We start from the raw sequence: 18747 nt of genomic DNA, 5'->3' as shown, positions 1-18747 counted from the left end.
TCCTGAAGGTGGAAGCGGGCTATTCGGGTGAAAAGCCAGCCTCTCCGGAAGTCCTTACGCCTTCGCCTTGATCGCCGCCTGGGCCGCCGCCAGCCTGGCGATCGGCACACGGAAGGGCGAGCAGGAGACATAGTCCAGCCCGGCATCCTCGCAGAAATGGATCGAGGCCGGGTCGCCGCCATGTTCGCCGCAGATGCCGAGCTTCATGTCGGGCCGGGTCTGGCGGCCGCGGTCGGCGGCGATGCGGATCAGTTCGCCGACGCCGTCGAAATCGAGCGATATGAACGGGTCTTGCTCGATAATGCCCTTTTTCTGATAGATCGGAATGAAGGCGGCGGCGTCGTCACGCGACATGCCGAAGGTCGTCTGCGTCAGGTCATTGGTGCCGAAGGAGAAGAATTCGGCGGCTTCGGCGATCACATGGGCGCGGATCGCGGCGCGCGGCAGTTCGATCATCGTGCCGACGAGATAGGAAATTTCGAGCCCGGCCTCGGTCATGACTTCTCTTGCGATCCGGTCGATGCAGCCCTTGACGTAGTCGAGTTCGGAACGCAGCCCGACGAGCGGCACCATGATTTCCGGCACGACCGGGGCGCCGGTCTCGCGGGCGGCGGCCACGGCCGCCTCGAAGATCGCGCGCGCCTGCATTTCGGCAATCTCCGGATAGGAGATCGCCAGCCGGCAGCCACGATGGCCGAGCATCGGGTTGAATTCGTGCAGCGCATCGACCCGCTGTCGCAGGAACTGCGCGTCCATTCCCATGGCTTCGGCCACTTCCGCGATTTCCTCGTCGGTCTTCGGCAGGAATTCGTGCAGCGGCGGATCGAGCAGGCGGATTGTCACCGGCAAACCATGCATGATGACGAAAAGCTCGGTGAAGTCGGAGCGCTGCATCGGCAGGAGCTTGTCGAGCGCGGCACGCCGTCCCGTCTCGTCCTCGGCGAGAATCATCTCGCGCATCACCTGGATGCGGTCGCCCTCGAAGAACATGTGCTCCGTGCGGCAGAGGCCGATGCCCTCGGCGCCGAAGGAGCGCGCGGCACGCGCATCGACGGGAGTGTCGGCATTGGTGCGCACCGTCATGCGGCGCGTCTTGTCGGCCCATTCCATCAACTGCGCGAAATCGCCGGAAAGCTCCGGTTGCAGCATCGGCACCTCGCCCTTGAGAACCTGGCCGGAGGAGCCATCGATGGTGATGATATCGCCCTTGCGCAGCGTGACGCCCATGCCGATCAGCAGTTCGTTCCTGAGGTCGACCCGCATGGTGCCGGCACCGGCAACGCAGGGAATGCCCATGCCGCGGGCGACGACGGCCGCATGGCTGGTCATGCCGCCGCGCGTGGTCAGGATGCCCTCGGCCGCATGCATGCCGTGAATGTCTTCCGGGCTGGTCTCGACGCGCACGAGGATGACCTTGCGCCCCTCTTCCTCCGCCTCGACCGCCTCTTCCGCGGTGAAGACGATTTCGCCGGTCGCAGCGCCGGGCGAGGCCGGCAGGCCAGAACCGATGACGTGTCGGTCGACCCTGGGATCGATGGTCGGATGCAGCAACTGGTCGAGCGAGGCGGGCTCGATACGCAAGACCGCCTCTTCCTCGCTGATTAGCCCCTCGGACACCATGTCGACGGCGATCTTCATCGCCGCCTTGGTGGTGCGCTTGCCGCTTCTGGCCTGGAGCATCCACAGCTTGCCGCGCTCGATGGTGAATTCGAGGTCCTGCATGTCGCGATAGTGCGATTCCAGCCGCTCGCAGATACGGCTGAACTCGGCGAACGCATCCGGCATCACCTTTTCCAGCGATGGCTTGTCGGAGCCGGAATCGATCCGTGCCGTCTCGGTGATGGACTGAGGCGTGCGGATGCCGGCCACGACATCCTCGCCCTGGGCATTGACGAGGAATTCGCCGTAGAGCGACTTCTCGCCGGTCGAGGGATTGCGGGTAAAGGCGACGCCGGTTGCCGAGGTCGAGCCGAGATTGCCAAACACCATGGCCTGAACGGTGACGGCCGTTCCCCACTCCACCGGAATGTTGTGGAGCATGCGATAGGTCACGGCGCGCGGGTTCATCCAGCTGCGGAAGACGGCGCCGATCGCACCCCATAGCTGGACATGCGGGTCCTGCGGGAAGGATTCGCCCAGTTCCTCCACGATCACCCTCTTGAACAGGGCTGTGACATGCTGCCATTCGACGGCGGACAGGTCAGTGTCGAGTTCATGGCCGAACCGCGCCTTCTCGTCTTCCAGAATCTCCGCGAAGACTTCGTGGTCGAGGCCCATGACGACATCGCCATACATCTGGATGAAGCGGCGGTAGCTGTCCCAGGCAAAGCGGGCGTCACCGGCATTGTGGCCCAGCGCCTCGACCGTGTGGTCGTTGAGGCCGAGGTTCAGAACGGTGTCCATCATGCCGGGCATGGAGGTGCGGGCGCCGGAGCGGACGGAAAGAAGCAGCGGTTGGCTGGCATCGCCGAAGCCGCGTCCGGTCGCAAGCTCCATGCCCTTTATGCCTTCCAGCACCTGCTCCTTCAGGTCATCGGGCAATCCACGGCCATTCTGATAATACCAGGAACAGGCATCGGTGACGATCGTGAGGCCCGGCGGCACCGGAAGACCGAGGCTTGCCATCTCCGCGAGATTGGCGCCCTTGCCTCCCAGATGTTCGCGATCCCCCGCTCCACCCTCGGCCTTTCCATTGCCGAAGGTGTATACCCACTTCCTCATGCCTCTTCTCCACCCAGACAGGCTGTTTCCCGACGCTTTACAGCAAATATGAATGCTTGGGAACGCCGCTTCCCGATCTTCATGCTGCAATGCATCATAATTGCGGCAGGGTCTCGGAAACGCCGGTCGGCCGTTCGCCTCCGGCCCCCATGAAGATGTGCGCCTTCTTCACCGGCTTCCCGCGGCGGACATCGCAGTATCGGAAACGGGGTTGGTGTAAGGGCGCAAGAACACACGCACTTGTGAGATGCACCGTGACCCGCGGGCATGTATCCCGAACGGGACACAATCGACAGGAAAATCCGATGAGCGCCGCCCTTACCCGAAGAACCCTTCTCAAGCTTTGCGGCGGCGTGAGCCTTGTCGGCGCCATGGCCGGCGCTCTTCGGGCAGAAGGACTGGCGGCACCAGTTGCGCCGCGGACCGCCTCTTCCCTGCCCTTCGCGCTCACCACCCCCGTCCATGTCGGCGAAGTCAGTCTGAGGGCAAAGGACATGGCGCTGCTCAAGCGCTATTACCAGCAGATGCTTGGCTTCGAGGTGATCCGCGAGGATACCGATATGGTCACGCTTGGGGCCGGCGGAACGCCTCTCCTGAACCTGTTGAACCGGCCGAATGCGGAATACGAGGCAGGCGGCGAAGCCGGGCTCTACCACACCGCCTTCCTGATGCCGTCGCGGGCGGATCTGGCACAGTGGCTGGTGCATGTGGCAATCAACCAGATCCCGCTCGTCGGCTTTGCCGATCACAGCGTCAGCGAAGCGGTCTACCTTGCAGATCCGGAAGGCAACGGCATCGAGGTCTATTCCGACCGGTCAAAGGAAGGCTGGGTGTGGAACGAGGGCCGCGTGACCATGGGAACCAAGCCGCTCGATGTCGACGACATACTCGAGAAGACCGGAACCGGCACGGACCGGGACGTCTACACAGGTGCGCCGTCGGCACTCAGAATCGGCCACATTCACCTGAAGGTTGGCGCACTTGAAAAGGTCCGATCCTTCTATCAGGCGGGCCTCGGGCTGGACGTCACCTCGGGCTCAGACGAGCGCGGTGCATCCTTCCTCTCCTCCGGCGGCTATCACCACCACATCGGCGCCAATATCTGGGAAAGCGAAAATGCCGGCCAGCGCAACGAGGCCACGACCGGCCTCGACTGGTTCTCGCTGACGACGGCTGATGCTGCGATCATCGACCGGCAGAAGGAACAGTTGAAGGCGCAGGGCTTCACCTTTACCGAAACGGATAACGGTATCGAAGCTTCGGATCCATGGGGCACCCGCGTTCGGCTGGCAAAGGTCTGAAAATCCCGGCGAGCGAACAGGCCGCCTTCAAGCTGGCGCAGAGAGCTAACGCGCCAGTGCTTCTTTTTCCCCGGCGCTCGGGTCGCCGAGAAACTGCTCCCCTCGTTTTTTGTCGCGCACCAGCACCACCGCATGCTTGCCATCGGCGGAAAAAAGCACCCGCATCTCGCTGTCCACGCAGGTTCTCGGCTCGCAGGTCTTGAAGAACTGCATCGGGCGTCCCTCAACCTCCACCTTCTCCGAAGCAAGCGATACGTAGCGGGGATTGTTCATCATAGACCTTACCCAGACGGGCATGCGCTGTCTGCCCTTGATGACCTTGGTCAGCGAAGTGCGATGCGCTTCGGACGACGCGAGGACGGAGGGCAGGAAGTTTCCCGAGAGCGTCGGCTGGTCGTCCGCCCGCCCAAAAGGAGTGAGCGTCAGAAGAACGAAAGCAGCGAGACTAGCGGTGATGGTGGCTCTCATGCGCATCCTGCCCGATGTCTGCCACCTGTCGATCACACCGCTTCCCGCTCGCGCAGCTGCTCGGCGGTCTGGAGATCGACGGAGACGAGCTGAGATACGCCCTGCTCTGCCATGGTCACGCCAAACAGGCGGTTCATGCGGGCCATGGTGATCGGATTGTGAGTGATGACGACGAAGCGGGTCTCGGTCGAGGCCGCCATCTCGTCCATCAAGTTGCAGTAGCGCTCGACATTGTGGTCGTCGAGCGGAGCATCGACCTCGTCCAGTACGCAGATCGGCGCCGGGTTGGTCAGGAACACCGCAAATATCAGCGCCATGGCCGTCAGCGCCTGCTCGCCCCCGGAAAGCAGCGTCATCGTCTGCGGCTTCTTGCCGGGCGGGCGGGCGAGAATTTCGAGACCTGCCTCCAGCGGATCGTCGCTCTCGATAAGCTGAAGCTCGGCCGTGCCGCCATTGAACAGATGGGTGAAAAGTCTCTGGAACTGGGCGTTGACCACGTCGAAGGCGGCAATCAGTCGTTCGCGGCCTTCCCGGTTGAGGCTCTGGATCGCACCGCGCAGCTTACGGATCGCGTCGATCACGTCGTCGCGTTCCTTGACCAGCGCTTCGAGCTTGTCGGAAAGCTCTTTCTGCTCCTCGTCGGCGCGAAGGTTGACTGCGCCCAGACGCTCGCGCTCGATCCGCAGGCGGTCGAGATCGCGTTCCACCTCTCGAAGATCCGGGATCTCCGCCGGGTCTTTCAGGCCGGTCAGCCGGAACGCCTCGTGCGGGGGCACATTCAAGGCTTCCTGAATGCGCTGTTCGGCCTCCTTGCGCCATTCGCGCGCCGAAACGAGACGCTCTTCCGCGCGGCCCCGCTTCTCCCGGCTTTCTGCAAGTTCGGAAAGGGCGGCGGCGGCCTTCTTGTCGGCCTCGCGCTGGCGTCCTTCAGCCTCGATCAGACGGTCGGCGGCTTCGCGTCTCGCCCTGTCGGCCTTGTCCAGCTCCGACAGCAGGACACGGCGCTTCTCATCGAATTCGTCGGGCGCAAGTTCCAACGCCACCATTTCGTCCTGCGCTTCCGCCTCGCGCTCCCGCAGGGTGGCGATATGGTCTTCCGCGCTTCTGGCGCGCGCCTGCCAGGTAGAGCGCTCCTGCCGGATCGCCAGAATGCGGCGGCGGCGGCTCTCGTCCTCGCGAGCAAGGCCTTCGAAACGGGCGCGCGCCTCGGCAAGCCTGCCACGGTCGGTGGCGACCTCGGCCTCGGCCTCGCGCAGACGGCTGTCGAGGGCGGAAAGATCCGGCGTTTCCTCGATCTCGATGCGGGCGTTTTCTTCCTGTTCGAGAATTTCCTCGATCTGCCCCTTCAGGCCGTTGACCGCCTCTTCGATCACGACGCGACGGCGCACGAGATCGCCGGAGGCACGCTCCGCCTGGGTCAGTGCTTCGCGTGCATCGGCAAGGTGGCGAACCGAAAGGCGCTGCATCTCGCGCGCTTCCGAAAGCCTACCCTCCTCCATGCGGATCGCTTCCATCGCTTCCGCCAGACGCTCCTCGGCCTCGGAAAGCGCGTAACGCGCCTCTTCCGCCTCGCCCTCGATTTCGGCGAGGCGGTTTTTCTGCGCCAGTCGCAGGGCGGCGGCGCTCGGCGCTTCGGAACCCGTCACATGACCGTCCCAGCGATAGACAGCACCATCCTTCGTTACCAGCCGCTGGCCGGGACGAAGCTGCGACATCAGCCTCAGCGCCGAGGCCTCGTCGGCAATACCGATCTGGCGCAGGCGTCGGGCCAGCGCTGCCGGCGCGGTCATGTGCGCGGCAAGCGGAACCACCCCTTCCGGCAGCGGCGGGTCACCTGCACCATCGCCGTTATCCGTCCAATGGGCGGGTGCTGCGGGATCGAGAGAACTGTCGAGATCGTCACCGAGCGCTGCGCCCAGCGCCGTCTCGAAACCACGGTCGACCGTCAGTTCGTCGGCAACGGGCGAGAAATCGCCCGCGGCGGCGGAGGACAGCATGCGGCTGATCGTCCGCGCTTCGGTTTCCAGCCCATTGAGCTTCGAGCGGGCAGCCTCAAGTGGCGCGCGCAGCATGCTCTCGCTGCGGCGGGCGTCGGCGAGAGCCGTTTCCACGTCCGCCACCGCAGCCTCGCTGTCTGAAAGCGCCTGTTCTGCCGCCTCCACCATCTGCCGCTTTTCTTCGGGGTCCGGAAGCGCGGCGATGCGCGCGGCGATCTGGTCCAGTTCGCGGGCAGCCTCTTCCACCTGCCGTTCGATACGCTGGCGGCGGTCGGCAAGATCGCGGATCAGGCGCTCCAGCTGGTTACGACCGGCGGCGGCTTCGGCACGCTCGGCGGTCAGCGCCGCAAAACGCTTCTCGCTTTCGGCTAGCGTTGCAGCTGCGGCCTCGAAGGTCTCGCGCGCCTCCTCGCCGTAGCGGCCGGCATCGGCAAGGATCTCCTCAAGCTCCGTCTCTTCCGCCGCGAGCCGCTCGAGCACTTCGGCGTTGTCCGCGACCATGCTTTCTTCGCGCCGGATGTCTTCGCCGAGCTGCGCCAGCCGCCGGGTGAGTTCGTCGCGTCGCTTGAGAAGGCGGCTCGCCTCCTCGTCAAGCTGGGTGCGGGCAATCTGCAGACGCTGGAGAGCGGCGGCGGCGCGCGCTTCCTCCTCGCGCAGTTCCGGCATCTTCAGGCTGGCAATGCCCTGGGCCTTTGCCGCCTCCATCTGCGCCTGCGCCTTCTCGGCGACGATGGCGGTCGCCTGGTTCAACGCGCTTTCCGCCTCGCCCTCGGCCTGCTTGGCCTGGCTCCAGCGGATATGCAAGAGGATGGCTTCATGCGCCCGGATATCGGCGGAGAGCATCTTGAAGCGGTTGGCCTGACGGGCCTGACGTTTCAGGCTCTCGATCTGGCTTTCGAGCTGGGCAGTGATGTCTTCCAGGCGTTCGAGATTGGTCTCGGCGGCACGCAGCCTGAGTTCCGCCTCGTGACGGCGCGAATGCAGGCCGGAAATGCCGGCCGCTTCTTCCAGCAGTTGCCGCCGCGCCTGAGGCTTTGCCTGAATGAGTTCGCCGATACGGCCCTGCCCGACCATGGAGGGCGAGCGGGCGCCGGTGGAAGCATCTGCGAAGAGAAGCTGGACATCCTTGGCGCGGGCTTCCTTGCCGTTGATGCGATAGACGGACCCCTCGCCGCGCTCGATACGGCGCGTCACCTGGATCTCGTCGGCATCGTTGAAGGAGGCGGGCGCGGTGCGGTCGGAATTGTCGAGGTAGAGCCCGACCTCGGCGGTATTGCGCGCCGGGCGGTTGCCGGAACCGGAGAAGATCACGTCGTCCATGCCGGACGCACGCATGTTCTTGTAGGAGTTTTCGCCCATCACCCAGCGAAGGGCCTCGACAAGGTTGGACTTGCCGCAGCCGTTCGGACCGACGACACCGGTCAGGCCCCGCTCGATGATGAATTCAGTCGGCTCGACGAAGGATTTGAAGCCGAGAAGACGGAGGCGATTGAACTTCATGCAACCTCTCCGCCGACGAGGACCGGCGAGCAGACATCGGGCGCACGGGTACCGCCGCCGCCCGACATCAGTCCGAAGCGCGGATCAGAGCAAGCTGTCGATGAGCGCCGACATGGTTTCAACCGACATGTCCCCAGAATAGCTCTTGCCATTAATCAGGAAGGTCGGCGTCGACTGGATGCCGAAATCCTTGGCCGCACGATCCCTGCCCGCCGTCACATCAGCGGCAAGCTGCGCGTTCGTCAAGCAGGCATCGAAGCTCTCCTGTGTAAAACCGCCGAGTTTCGACAATTGCAGCATGGCGGAGCGCACGTCGTTGTCGGCCGGAGCGGCCCAGGCCATCTGCTGCTTGAGGAACATCGAGACGAAGGGGAAGTAGCGGTCTTCCGTGGTGCAACGCGCCAGCATGAAGGCTGCAAGCGATGCCGTATCACGCGGGAACGGGAATTCGCGGAGAATGAAATAGACCTTGCCGGTGTCGATATACTTTTCCTTGATCGTATCGAAGGTCTTGGCGTGGAAGTTGGCGCAGTGCGGGCAGGTCATCGACATGTATTCGACGATCTTGACCGGAGCGTTGGCATCGCCGAGCGCCATGTCCTTGAGCGGACCCGGCTTCAACACTTCCTCCATGTCCACGTCGCGGTCGGGCTGCGGAATATCTACGGCCGCCGCAGTCGAGGCGAACGTCACGCCGACACCGGCAGCGGCAATGCCGCTCAGCAGGCTGCGCTTGGTGAGTTTCAATTCAAGGTTCGGCATGGGACACCTGTTGGAGCTATTTTGAGTTCGAACCACCGTTATAATGCGACGCGGCCGCAAACAAGGCGGCGGAAATGCCGTTTCATCAAAGAATCGTGACCTTTCCGCCGCTAAGAGATTAATTCTTCTTCATGTTTGCCGGATGACGACTCTGCGTTAGCGCTTGCGCCGCGACAGAACGCCCGTGCCGAGCCGTTCAATCGCCTGCCTGAGTTTTTCGTCCTCGATGCCTTCCATCATCGCGGCAAGCCGTTTTGCCTTCTCCCCTTCCAGCTTGCGCGGGCGGGACGGCCTAAGCGACGCGGTGGAGACGGGCTTTTGCACGATGCGGATCTGGCCGATCGCGGGATAACCGAAGAAACCGTTGATGCGAGCGATCAGTTCGCCCTGCGCATGGGAGAGAAAAAGCGCCCTTGCCCCCTCGCAGGCAATCGTCAGCACGCCGGGCCGGTGGCCGCCCTCGTCACCCGGATCGCCACGGCGCGGCCAGACTATCTTTTCGGGGCGCGAACATTCGGCAAAGTTTGCGCCGGCGATTTCATCCCACGAGCCGAGCAGCGCCGTCGAGATCCCCGCCCGCCGCGCGAGGACGGGATCGATGATGCCGTTGGCGATCTCGGAGATCTGGATTTCTCCCCGACGCCTGAACCGCTGGGATTTTTCATCGAGGGTCATAACCCGCCATCATCCTGTTCCAAGGGAGCGAAGCACTTCGCCTCCATATAGCAGTCATTGAATTCATACCACGTCTTTACGTCGTCGATCACCGGCGTCCCCGTAAAAAGGGAGTTGGCGGGAACGCCGACAAAAAGACAAGGGGCGCGACACGGGCATCAATCCGTTGGCATGTTCCATTCCCCGCACCGCCGAGGGAGACTGCATTCCCCAACTTTTACGCAGGAGGCAATTGGCGAAGAGCGGCGCTGCCCCTATCTTCCAGCCGATGAAAACCTCCCCCGCTCCGACAACAGGGCGCGCGCTCGCGAAAGAGCTGCTCGACTGGTACGACCGCCATCACCGCGACCTGCCATGGCGGATATCGCCGCCAATGGCCGCCCGCGGCGTCCGGCCCGATCCTTATCACATCTGGCTTTCCGAAGTGATGCTGCAGCAGACCACAGTGCAGGCGGTGAAGGCCTATTTCGCCAAGTTCGTGACGCGCTGGCCGACCGTCGACGCGCTGGCGGCGGCACCTTCGGAAGACGTGATGGCGGCCTGGGCCGGGCTCGGCTATTACGCCCGCGCCCGCAACCTGAAGAAATGCGCTGAAGCGGTCGCAAGCCTCCATGGCGGGCGCTTTCCCGATACGGAAGACGGGCTTCGCAGCCTCCCCGGCATCGGAGATTATACCGCGGCGGCCGTCGCCGCCATCGCCTTCAACCGCCCTGCCGCGGTCATGGACGGCAATGTCGAGCGGGTGATTTCCCGCCTCTATGCGGTCGATGTCCCGCTGCCCGGATCGAAACCCGCAATGAAGGCGCGCGTGGCGGAATTGACGCCCTCCGATCGGCCGGGGGATTTTGCCCAGGCCATGATGGATCTGGGGGCAACCATCTGCACCCCGAGGCGGCCTGCATGCGCGCTCTGTCCGTTCCGCCGCGACTGTCGCGCTCTCGAAGGGGACGATCCGGAACGGTTTCCGGTCAAGGCCGCCAAAAAGGAAAAGCCGGTCCGGCTGGGTGCTGCGTTTGTTGCGGTCGATCTGGATGGCAATGTGCTCCTGCGCCGGCGGGTAGAAACCGGCCTGTTGGGCGGCATGACGGAAGTACCGACCACCGACTGGAACTCCCGCAAGGACGGCGAAACCGGCACATCCGCCGCCCCCTTCGCCGCCGAATGGAAGGCCTGCGGAACGGTCACCCACGTCTTCACCCATTTCGAGCTTCGCCTGAGCATTTACCGGTTTCATGGACCGGCGCCCAATGACGTCCGAATTCACGGCTGGTGGGAGGATGTCGCAAATCTTGATGCCCAAGCCTTGCCAACGGTGATGAAAAAGGCGATTTCGCAGGCCATTCCGGAAGCCTTCCCGATCGAAAGAGGATAAATCATGCCCGCAATCCGCCACATCGTTTTCGATATCGGCAAGGTCCTGATCCATTACGACCCCAATCTTCCCTATTCGAAGATCATCCCGGACGAGGCCGAGCGCCGCTGGTTTCTCGCCAATGTCTGCACCAGCGCATGGAACCTGGAGCAGGACCGTGGGCGCAGCTGGATCGATGCCGAGGCAGAACTCCTTGCGCGGTTTCCGGACAGGGAGGCGCATATCCGTGCCTTCCGTCAGAACTGGCGCGCCATGGTGCCCTATGCCTATCAGGACAGCGTCGAGGTTCTGAACGGCCTGATCGATGCCGGACACGACGTCACCATGCTGACCAATTTCGCCGCAGACACATTCAGGGAAGCACGGGAAATCTATCCCTTCCTGAACCGGCCGCGCGGCGTCACGGTTTCCGGCGAGATCGGCCTCATCAAGCCGGATATCGAAATCTATCAGCGACACACGGAGGATTTCGGGCTGGAACCGTCAGCCACGCTCTTCATTGACGATGTACTGGAGAATGTTGAGGGCGCAAAAGCCGCCGGCTGGAATGCCGTGCAGTTTGTCGGTGCGGAGCAGCTGAAATGTGATCTCGCCAGCCTCGGCGTCACACACTGACAGAGAGAGACTGGCCTTGCCGGTTGCCTCGGCATGGCAACCGCGCCACGATAAACAAGCCGCCCCAAATCAGGGCGGCAAGACAGTGAGGTAAATGAAAAAATGGTCAGGCCGGAAGACGCGGAACGACTTTGGGAATGCATGCGCCGAATGGCGCCGCTCTTCAAGGTGGAGTGTCGGACCATGGCGAACACGCCCTATTCCAACCTCAACCTTTCCGATCTTTCGGTTATCGCCTTCGTCAGCGCTTCCTCGGGCTGCATCATGGGCGACGTGGCGAACGAACTCTCCTCGCCGCTCTCCACGGCCACCACCGTCGTCGACCGGCTCGTCCGCAAGGGCCTTGTCGAGCGCTGGCGCAGCGAAGAGGACCGGCGGACGGTGCGGCTGCGGCTTACGCCGCTCGGTCAGCAGTTACAGGATCAAATCACCACCGCCAAACGGGCAAGTTGCGAAAGGATTCTGGAATTTCTTAATTCCGACGAACGCGACGTCTATATTCACCTCATGGAGCAGATCGCGGAGAAAACGCAATCCCTGCGTCGCGACGCAAAAATTCGGTAGACGAACACTACGTAATCCGTATAGTTATAACTAGGTCACTTCAAAAGTGACCGGTTCGTCCCCCACCGAACCCGGCGTTCCGGTTTCATCCGCCACCGGAATGCCGTTTCGGGGCGGGAAGGCTGTGATTCCGTTCCGCCACGGGCTGGAGGCTGTCGATGATTGCGAAGGGTTATGCCGCGTCGGAAGTAGGCGGCCGGATGATCTCGTGGACATTCGATCGGCGCAAACCCAGACCGGAGGATGTCGAGATCGACATCCTCTATTGCGGTGTCTGCCATTCCGATCTGCATCAAGCGCGCAACGACTGGCAGAATACGGTTTACCCCGTGGTGCCGGGCCAGGAGATCGTCGGCCGGGTGCTTGCCGTGGGTAGTTCGGTGCGGAAATTCCGGCCCGGAGACATCGTCGCCGTCGGCCCCATCGTCGATGCCTGCCTCGAATGCGCCCATTGCGCCGCCGGCGAGGAGCAATATTGCCTGAACCGTCCTACACTGACTTATAACGGTCGCGACCGGGTGAGCGGCGACGTCACCTATGGCGGTTATTCCACCGGTATCGTCGTATCGGAAGAATTCGTCATGCGGCTCCCGCAGGGCCTTGCCATGAACCGAGCCGCGCCGCTGCTGTGCGCCGGCATAGCGGGTTGGTCTCCCCTTCGCCGGTGGGAAATCGGCGCGGGCAGCCGCGTGGGCATCGTCGGCCTCGGCGGCGTCGGCCATATCGCGGTGAAGCTTGCAGTGGCGCTCGGCGCTCAGGTTACCGTCATTACCTCATCGCCGACCAAGATCGAGGATGCGCTGAAGCTCGGGGCAAAGAATGTCGTGCTCAGTTCCGACGAGCGCGCCATGGCGGAGGCGTCGGGCCATCTCGACTATATTCTCGACACGATCCCCGTCCCCCACGACCTCTCCGTCTATCTCGATCTGCTGAGCCTCGAAGGCTCGCTCGTCGTCGTGGGCAGCCTCGCCAGCCATGGTTCGATCACGCCGGAATCCCTGTTGCGGGGCAGAAAGCGGGTTTCCGCATCCCTCGTCGGGGGCATAGCCGAGACGATGGAACTCCTTCAATTCTGCGCGGAGCGCCAGATCCTGCCCGACACCGAAACGATTGCGATGCAGGACATCAACATGGCCTTTGCCCGCATGGAACATCGCGACGTCAAATACCGGTTCGTGATCGACATGGCGACGCTGAAGGCGGAAATGGCCTGAGGGCTTGGCGCCTTGGCGCCTTGGCCCGTGCATCGCAGAAAGACCGCGCAAAAAAGTTCTGGCGCAGGCGGGTCTGGCGGTTCCCATCCTGCGCCAGTCCAACCGCCAAGGCGGCCGAATTGGAATAGAAGCACACCTTCCCGACAGCTCGCCGTAGCGGACTCCTGAGAGGCATGATTGCGGTTGGGAACCCTCCTCCCCTTCCGTGATTATTTTCGAATATTCATATTGACCAAAACTTGCCCGGGGCTGTCCTTCCGTCAATAGCCCTTCGGGGCTAAAGCTGGGTCATTCTTCTCGCTTTGCACAGAAAGGAATGATGCATGAGTTTCGATCCGGCCCATGCGGTGCGTGTTTTTCATGAGGCCATCAACGCGCTGGACTTCGACGCAATCGACGATTTCTTCGCCGAGGACGCGGTTTACGGTTCCGTCAAGGTCGGTGGATTGAAGGGCAAGTCGGATATCTTGGCGGCCTTTCGCCGTTATTTCGAAACCTATCCGGATCAGGTCGCGACCGACGAACTGATCGAGGTCGTTTCGGCCTCGGCCGCACGCTCGGTCTGGCGTCTGAAAGCGACCCATGCGCAGACGGGAGAACCGCTCATCCGGTTCGGCGAGGAAACGATCACCTTCAACGCCGACGGCAAGATCGTCTCGGTGGAAGTGACCGACTACAAGGTCTGATAAAGCGAAATGACGCCCGGTGCGTGGCACACCGGGCGTCAAGGTCTCCCGCCGGGACTAGAGGTACTTAACCGGCCGGAGAAATTCCGGAGATCGGGTCGCGGTTTGCATAAGCAGGTGGATCGTCCGGTTCAGAACCTCGACCCGCCACCGGTGGACGGCGTTCGGCTGGAAATCAGTCCAGCTTCGCCATGCCGCTACGAATGACAGCCCTGAGTTCGTCGATCGGACGAAGGCCGTTGCCGTCCTCGAAGTGCCAGAAGGTCCAGCCATTGCAGGCATCGAGCCCCTGGACACGAGCGCCGAGGCGATGGATGGAGCCGGCCTCGCCGCCGGATGCGATGGTGCCATCGGCGCGCACGATTGCCGAATGGCGACGGCGGGCATCGGTCAGTACCTGACCCGGCTTGACCAGACCGCTTTCGACCAGCGTGTTGAAGGCAACGCGCGGCTCGGCCTTCTTGCCGGTCATGACGGTGAGTTCCGCCTTGCCGAGCGGCTCGACGGCGGCGATGCGCGCAGAGGCAGCCTCGATATAATCCTGCTCGCGCTCGATGCCGACGAAATGACGGCCGAGACGCTTGGCGACCGCACCCGTGGTTCCCGAGCCGAAGAACGGATCGAGCACGATGTCTCCGGGCTTGGTGGATGCCATGATGACGCGGGCGAGTAGCGCTTCCGGCTTCTGGGTCGGATGCACCTTCTTGCCGTCTTCGTCCTTCAGGCGCTCGCCACCGGCGCAGATCGGAAACAGCCAGTCGGAGCGCATCTGCACGTCGTCGTTCGACGCCTTCAGGGCATCGTAATTGAAGGTGTAGCCCTTGGCCTTCGGGTCGGGAGATGCCCAGATCATGGTCTCATGGGCATTCTGGAACCGCCGGCCCTTGAAGTTCGGCATAGGGTTGGTCTTGCGCCAGACGATATCGTTCAGGATCCAGAAATTGAGATCCTGCAACGTCGCGCCGACGCGAAAAATGTTGTGATAGGAGCCGATCACCCAGATGGTGCCGGTCGGTTTCAGAACGCGGCGGCAGGCAAGCAGCCAGGCGCGGGTGAAGGCATCATAGGCTTCGAAGGATGCGAACTGGTCCCATTCGTCATCGACGGCATCGACCAGCGACTGGTCGGGACGATGCAGGGTGCCACCAAGCTGCAGATTATAGGGCGGATCGGCGAAAATCGCATCGACGGATTTGTCGGGAAGCGCTTCGAGCGCAGCGACGCAATCGCCCTTGATGATGCTGTCGACCCAGGAAAAAGGATCGTTGGAACGGCGAAGATCGGCGAGCGGAAATACGGAAGCCATCGGATACTCACTGTTACGCTGACGCAGCACGGGGATACGAGGCTTATGGTTACCGAGTTTGGTTACCAAAGGCTGAATGGCGCTGGCGAATTTCCATTGGTAAGCTTCAGGACGGCACAAAGGGCGCTGGAAATGCACAGGCGGCGATCGATGTCGCCGCCTGCAAATCAACGGATACACACCTCGCGATATCCGCCTTCCGCCACATGGTCGCAAAGGCTCCCCCACTCGCACCCGATACAGGCGGCACGAAGCCCGCCGGAGGAAAAGTGAAGGCGAAGCTTTCTGAACAGGTTTGCTCCAGGCACGATTGAGGAGCCAGCGGACAACGGACGCCCGAGCAGGTCCGAGACCGCGGCAAGCGCCTCGGCATCGCGACCGCAAACGCTTTCGCCGAGGCAATGGGGAGCGTTCTCGTCTTCGAGCAGAGGAGTGCAGATATCATCCGGCCCCTCAACGAGGACGATGGTTTCTCCGCGGGAAAGCCGCCGCGCCAGGGCCTCGTAATTGGCGGTGAATCGCGGCGAATATCCCCTGCCGACGAATGTCAGCATGCACAGAAGATGATGGGCGCGGAGACGGACCGCCACCTTCAACTCCGTACGAAATGGCGTCCGATCGCCATCAGGACGGCTGCGGCCAGAGCGGATTTCAGGACACCGCCGAGGATGAACGGCACCACACCGAGGGCGAGGCCCTTTTCCACGCCGAGAAGGAGCATCAGCCACGCGCCGCCGATTGCAAGGCAGAGCATATTGGCGAGAACATGTGCCGAAAAGCTGAGCACGACACGTTCGCCCGTCCAGCCTTTTTCGGCGAGCAAGCCGGCAAGCGCCGCGATGATCGGGAAGGACACAAGATAGCCTGATGTCGGCCCCATGAACGGGGCAAGCCCGCCGGCACCATTTGCCAGCACCGGCAGGCCGATTGCCGCCTCGCCGAGCCACGCCAGCACGGTGGCGGCACCGAGACGCCAACCATAGAGCACGCCGATCATCGTGATAGCAAAGGTCTGCATGGTGATCGGAACCGGCACCATCGGCACGGAGATCTGCGAGGCAAACGCAAGCACGGCCGTACCGGCGAGCACCAGGAGAACGCGAACGCCCGCCGGACGCGCGGCGATACCGAACGGGTCGAAACGACCACTCATGGAAGAAGAAGCGAAGGGCATGGGATCTCCATTTTATAGATAATTTATTCAGCGCGAGTCTTTTTATCTATTTTTTGATTCCGAGCAAGCTCCTGCGGCCAATGTCATAGAGAGCGAATGGTACAACTGCGTGGAAATCCGGCTTCAAAAAAGGAATGAAGTACGAGGAATGCAAGAAATAACTCTTCACAATCAATAATTTATGAAGATATTATTCGCCACTCAATTTTATCTATAATTCCTAACCGACGATGGCGAAGCCTTCGTCCTCGCGCGCCCCGGCCTTCGGCATGGGCGTGCGGCCGATCCACTGTACGTGCCGCTCGAGAATGGCGCAGGCGTCGGATGCCCTGCCCTGGCGCAGTGCGGAGAGAATGGCCCGATGGTCGTGGTCGGTCCTGGCCTCCCAGCCCGCCCGCCACGCAACGAAGAGAAAGCGGGCACTGACGGCATGCAGGTCGTCGATAACTGCCAGCAGTCGCGGCATATCGCAGGTGGAAACGATCAGACGGTGGAAACGGCGGTTTGCCTCTTCCCAGGCCTGCACATCCCTCGCCGCGTCGGCATCGCTCGCCGCCCGCCCAGCGGCATCGAGCACATCGGGCGTCATGTTTGGCGCGGCATGTTTCAAGGCGAGAACCTCAAGGGCGGCCCGCATCTCCGCGACTTCGCGCACCTGCTTCAGGTCGAAGGAGGCGACACGCACACCGCGGCGCGGCAGGCTGATGACGAGGCCCTGCGCCTCGAGACGACGGAAAGCCTCGCGCACCGGCACATGGCTCGCGCCGAATTCCTCGGCGATATGGTCCTGGGCGAGACGGGAGCCCGGCACGAGTTCACCATGAATGATGCGCTCGGCAAGGGCCCGGCTGATGCGGCTCGCAATCGTATCGTCCTGATCTTTCTGCATGTGGACATGCATAGTCGGCGGTGCCCGGCTTGTCGAGGCAAGCCGGGCGGCAAGATCAAGGAGCGGAATGGATTGCCCTGCTGTCCTCCGGCGCCTCATTGCGCCGGTCGAGACCGTAGTCTCGCAAGACATGCGCAACCCTAAGCCGGTAATCGGCAAAGACACCTTCCCTTCCCATTGTCTGGGCGGCGCGATGTTCGGGAAGATTGCGCCAGCGCGCCACCGCCTCCTCATCTCGCCAGAAGGAAAGCGACAGGATCTTTCCCGGCAGGGTCAGGCTCTCGAAACGCTCGACCGAGAGAAATCCATCCATCTTTTCCAGTTGGGGCCGCAGTTCAGCCGCGACATCGAGATAGGCGCTCCGGGCGTCAAGATAAGGGACGACCTCGAAGATAACGGCAATCATCGCGCGACCCTCGCCGCATGGGGTGTGGACACGCATTTCAGAAAAAGACGATCCTCACGGATGATGAACTTCTCGCGGGCGGCGAACTGGTAGTTTTCCCGCCCGAGGGGATCTTCGGCGAGCCGGGCGCGATAGGCTTCGTATTCTGCGAGGCTCTCCAGGTGATAGATGCCGTAGGCAGTGGTCGACGAGCCCTCATGCGGCGCGAAATATCCGACGAGATCGGCGCCGCAGCGCGGAATGGCCTCGCCCCAGTTGCGGGCATAAGCTGCGAACTCCTCCTTGGCGAAGGGATCGATCTCATAGCGGATGACACAGGTAATCATTGGCATTCTCCTTTGCTTCATACCTCCTTCTGCCATGTTGCCGAAAGGGCATGCTTCGGTTATGATCGAAGTATGAAGGAAGGACCCGATATTGCCCGCATCGCCGCCCTGATCGGCGATCCCGCCCGCGCCAACATGCTGCTTTCGCTGATGGGAGGTGGCGCGCTGACGGCGACCGAGCTTGCCGGCGCGGCCGGAATCACCCTGCAAACCGCAAGCTCACACCTCGCCAAGCTTGAAGAAGGCGGCCTGATCCGCCAACGCAAGCAGGGACGCCACCGCTATTTCACCTTCGCCGATGCCGGTGTCGGGACGCTGATCGAAAGCCTCATGGGATTTGCCGCAAGCCGCGGACACCTGAGGCATCGGACAGGACCGAAGGAGCCGGCGCTGCGCAAGGCCAGGATCTGCTATGACCATCTTGCCGGAGACTACGGTGTGCGCATGCTCGACAGTTTGCGCGCGACGGGCGCCATCGCAGGCGACGAAGAACACCCGCATCTGACGGAAGCCGGCGAAAGACTGGTCGCAAGCCATGGCATCGACGTCGATATACTGAAGGCGCTCAGACGCCCGCTCTGCCGGGCATGCCTCGACTGGAGCGAGCGTCGCACACATCTCTCCGGTTCGCTCGGCCGGGCGCTGCTTTCCCATTTCCTCGATAACGGCCTCGCGCGACGGGAAAGTGGCAGCCGCGTGATCCATTTCAGCCCCGAGGGCGAACGGCGTTTCGCCGTCATGTTTCCGACAGCAGATTGAGTTTTACCCCGC

At 62.5% G+C, this 18747-nt stretch carries 18 protein-coding genes; 7 read left to right on the top strand and 11 right to left on the bottom strand.

Annotation, left to right across the window (positions count from 1 at the left end):
* Window positions 1-54: 54 nt before the first annotated feature.
* Window positions 55-2721 (bottom strand): pyruvate, phosphate dikinase, encoded by a 2667-nt coding sequence (gene ppdK, locus ACLBKR_RS05385; RefSeq protein ID WP_113448774.1) that lies wholly within the window; start codon window positions 2719-2721, stop codon window positions 55-57.
* Between the two features lie 305 nt (window positions 2722-3026).
* On the opposite strand from ppdK, the gene ACLBKR_RS05380 reads away from it, so the two are divergent.
* Window positions 3027-4022, top strand: a complete 996-nt coding sequence (locus tag ACLBKR_RS05380; RefSeq protein WP_113448775.1) for a VOC family protein — start codon at window positions 3027-3029, stop codon at window positions 4020-4022.
* A 45-nt stretch (window positions 4023-4067) separates the two neighbouring features.
* On the opposite strand, the gene ACLBKR_RS05375 is transcribed toward ACLBKR_RS05380, so the two are convergent.
* The 4 genes from ACLBKR_RS05375 to ACLBKR_RS05360 all read right to left on the bottom strand — a co-directional run bounded on the left by ACLBKR_RS05375 (window position 4068) and on the right by ACLBKR_RS05360 (window position 9424).
* Entirely contained in the window at window positions 4068-4490 is a 423-nt protein-coding gene (locus ACLBKR_RS05375; protein ID WP_162757766.1) for an Ivy family c-type lysozyme inhibitor, read from the bottom strand.
* Window positions 4491-4522: 32 nt separating this feature from the next.
* On the bottom strand, window positions 4523-7987 hold the full coding sequence (locus ACLBKR_RS05370; RefSeq protein WP_113448777.1) for a chromosome segregation SMC family protein: 3465 nt from the start codon (window positions 7985-7987) through the stop codon (window positions 4523-4525).
* Between the two features lie 84 nt (window positions 7988-8071).
* Entirely contained in the window at window positions 8072-8749 is a 678-nt protein-coding gene (locus ACLBKR_RS05365) for a DsbA family protein (protein WP_113426059.1), read from the bottom strand.
* A gap of 156 nt (window positions 8750-8905) precedes the next feature.
* The gene (locus tag ACLBKR_RS05360) at window positions 8906-9424 is read right to left on the bottom strand and encodes a DUF721 domain-containing protein (protein ID WP_113448778.1); all 519 of its coding nucleotides are present in this window, start codon (window positions 9422-9424) and stop codon (window positions 8906-8908) included.
* A gap of 268 nt (window positions 9425-9692) precedes the next feature.
* Here ACLBKR_RS05360 and mutY point away from each other — a divergent pair, with 268 nt between their 5' ends.
* The 5 genes from mutY to ACLBKR_RS05335 all read left to right on the top strand — a co-directional run bounded on the left by mutY (window position 9693) and on the right by ACLBKR_RS05335 (window position 13875).
* Complete coding sequence (mutY, locus tag ACLBKR_RS05355) at window positions 9693-10796, top strand: A/G-specific adenine glycosylase (protein ID WP_113448833.1); 1104 nt, start codon at window positions 9693-9695, stop codon at window positions 10794-10796.
* Between the two features lie 3 nt (window positions 10797-10799).
* Window positions 10800-11411, top strand: a complete 612-nt coding sequence (locus tag ACLBKR_RS05350) for an HAD family hydrolase (protein ID WP_113426061.1) — start codon at window positions 10800-10802, stop codon at window positions 11409-11411.
* Window positions 11412-11594: 183 nt separating this feature from the next.
* Complete coding sequence (locus ACLBKR_RS05345) at window positions 11595-11975, top strand: MarR family winged helix-turn-helix transcriptional regulator (RefSeq protein WP_162708133.1); 381 nt, start codon at window positions 11595-11597, stop codon at window positions 11973-11975.
* A gap of 158 nt (window positions 11976-12133) precedes the next feature.
* On the top strand, window positions 12134-13189 hold the full coding sequence (locus ACLBKR_RS05340) for an NAD(P)-dependent alcohol dehydrogenase (protein ID WP_112827287.1): 1056 nt from the start codon (window positions 12134-12136) through the stop codon (window positions 13187-13189).
* A 323-nt stretch (window positions 13190-13512) separates the two neighbouring features.
* A complete protein-coding gene (locus tag ACLBKR_RS05335) occupies window positions 13513-13875 on the top strand; it encodes a nuclear transport factor 2 family protein (protein WP_112827288.1) in 363 nt (120 codons plus the stop codon).
* Between the two features lie 175 nt (window positions 13876-14050).
* Here the strand turns inward: ACLBKR_RS05335 and ACLBKR_RS05330 are convergent, their stop codons facing one another.
* From ACLBKR_RS05330 to ACLBKR_RS05305, 6 genes are all read right to left on the bottom strand, one after another.
* Window positions 14051-15181: a site-specific DNA-methyltransferase gene (locus tag ACLBKR_RS05330; protein ID WP_112827289.1), complete on the bottom strand. Its 1131-nt coding sequence runs from the start codon at window positions 15179-15181 to the stop codon at window positions 14051-14053.
* Between the two features lie 167 nt (window positions 15182-15348).
* On the bottom strand, window positions 15349-15771 hold the full coding sequence (locus tag ACLBKR_RS05325; RefSeq protein WP_113486676.1) for a DUF1284 domain-containing protein: 423 nt from the start codon (window positions 15769-15771) through the stop codon (window positions 15349-15351).
* A 2-nt stretch (window positions 15772-15773) separates the two neighbouring features.
* On the bottom strand, window positions 15774-16355 hold the full coding sequence (locus ACLBKR_RS05320) for a biotin transporter BioY (protein ID WP_112827291.1): 582 nt from the start codon (window positions 16353-16355) through the stop codon (window positions 15774-15776).
* Window positions 16356-16575: 220 nt separating this feature from the next.
* On the bottom strand, window positions 16576-17244 hold the full coding sequence (locus ACLBKR_RS05315; protein WP_113466669.1) for a GntR family transcriptional regulator: 669 nt from the start codon (window positions 17242-17244) through the stop codon (window positions 16576-16578).
* A gap of 55 nt (window positions 17245-17299) precedes the next feature.
* Window positions 17300-17650 carry an antibiotic biosynthesis monooxygenase family protein gene (locus ACLBKR_RS05310; protein WP_113486674.1) on the bottom strand — a complete coding sequence of 117 codons (351 nt, stop codon included), beginning with the start codon at window positions 17648-17650 and terminating at the stop codon, window positions 17300-17302.
* A complete protein-coding gene (locus ACLBKR_RS05305) occupies window positions 17647-17976 on the bottom strand; it encodes an NIPSNAP family protein (protein WP_113448782.1) in 330 nt (109 codons plus the stop codon). Before ACLBKR_RS05305 ends, ACLBKR_RS05310 begins: the two co-directional genes overlap by 4 nt.
* Before the next feature lie 72 nt (window positions 17977-18048).
* Here ACLBKR_RS05305 and ACLBKR_RS05300 point away from each other — a divergent pair, with 72 nt between their 5' ends.
* Window positions 18049-18735 carry a winged helix-turn-helix domain-containing protein gene (locus tag ACLBKR_RS05300; protein ID WP_113486804.1) on the top strand — a complete coding sequence of 229 codons (687 nt, stop codon included), beginning with the start codon at window positions 18049-18051 and terminating at the stop codon, window positions 18733-18735.
* Window positions 18736-18747: the final 12 nt, after the last annotated feature.

Origin of the sequence: Paenirhizobium cremeum, from assembly GCF_047553425.1 — a bacterium.
Taxonomy (GTDB): Bacteria; Pseudomonadota; Alphaproteobacteria; order Rhizobiales; family Rhizobiaceae; genus Allorhizobium; species Allorhizobium cremeum.
This window is presented reverse-complemented; position numbering and strand designations above follow the sequence as displayed.

Excerpts from the sequence above, each read along its gene's own strand:
- ACLBKR_RS05330 (WP_112827289.1), bottom strand. The coding sequence starts at position 15,181 with ATGGCTTCCGTATTTCCGCTCGCCGATCTTCGCCGTTCCAACGATCCT.
- ACLBKR_RS05315 (WP_113466669.1), bottom strand. The coding sequence starts at position 17,244 with ATGCAGAAAGATCAGGACGATACGATTGCGAGCCGCATCAGCCGGGCC.
- ACLBKR_RS05320 (WP_112827291.1), bottom strand. The coding sequence starts at position 16,355 with ATGCCCTTCGCTTCTTCTTCCATGAGTGGTCGTTTCGACCCGTTCGGT.
- ACLBKR_RS05305 (WP_113448782.1), bottom strand. The coding sequence starts at position 17,976 with ATGATTACCTGTGTCATCCGCTATGAGATCGATCCCTTCGCCAAGGAG.
- ACLBKR_RS05300 (WP_113486804.1), top strand. The coding sequence starts at position 18,049 with ATGAAGGAAGGACCCGATATTGCCCGCATCGCCGCCCTGATCGGCGAT.
- ACLBKR_RS05375 (WP_162757766.1), bottom strand. The coding sequence starts at position 4,490 with ATGAGAGCCACCATCACCGCTAGTCTCGCTGCTTTCGTTCTTCTGACG.
- ACLBKR_RS05360 (WP_113448778.1), bottom strand. The coding sequence starts at position 9,424 with ATGACCCTCGATGAAAAATCCCAGCGGTTCAGGCGTCGGGGAGAAATC.
- ACLBKR_RS05340 (WP_112827287.1), top strand. The coding sequence starts at position 12,134 with ATGATTGCGAAGGGTTATGCCGCGTCGGAAGTAGGCGGCCGGATGATC.
- ACLBKR_RS05335 (WP_112827288.1), top strand. The coding sequence starts at position 13,513 with ATGAGTTTCGATCCGGCCCATGCGGTGCGTGTTTTTCATGAGGCCATC.
- mutY (WP_113448833.1), top strand. The coding sequence starts at position 9,693 with ATGAAAACCTCCCCCGCTCCGACAACAGGGCGCGCGCTCGCGAAAGAG.
- ACLBKR_RS05365 (WP_113426059.1), bottom strand. The coding sequence starts at position 8,749 with ATGCCGAACCTTGAATTGAAACTCACCAAGCGCAGCCTGCTGAGCGGC.
- ACLBKR_RS05350 (WP_113426061.1), top strand. The coding sequence starts at position 10,800 with ATGCCCGCAATCCGCCACATCGTTTTCGATATCGGCAAGGTCCTGATC.
- ACLBKR_RS05345 (WP_162708133.1), top strand. The coding sequence starts at position 11,595 with ATGGCGAACACGCCCTATTCCAACCTCAACCTTTCCGATCTTTCGGTT.
- ppdK (WP_113448774.1), bottom strand. The coding sequence starts at position 2,721 with ATGAGGAAGTGGGTATACACCTTCGGCAATGGAAAGGCCGAGGGTGGA.
- ACLBKR_RS05380 (WP_113448775.1), top strand. The coding sequence starts at position 3,027 with ATGAGCGCCGCCCTTACCCGAAGAACCCTTCTCAAGCTTTGCGGCGGC.
- ACLBKR_RS05370 (WP_113448777.1), bottom strand. The coding sequence starts at position 7,987 with ATGAAGTTCAATCGCCTCCGTCTTCTCGGCTTCAAATCCTTCGTCGAG.
- ACLBKR_RS05310 (WP_113486674.1), bottom strand. The coding sequence starts at position 17,650 with ATGATTGCCGTTATCTTCGAGGTCGTCCCTTATCTTGACGCCCGGAGC.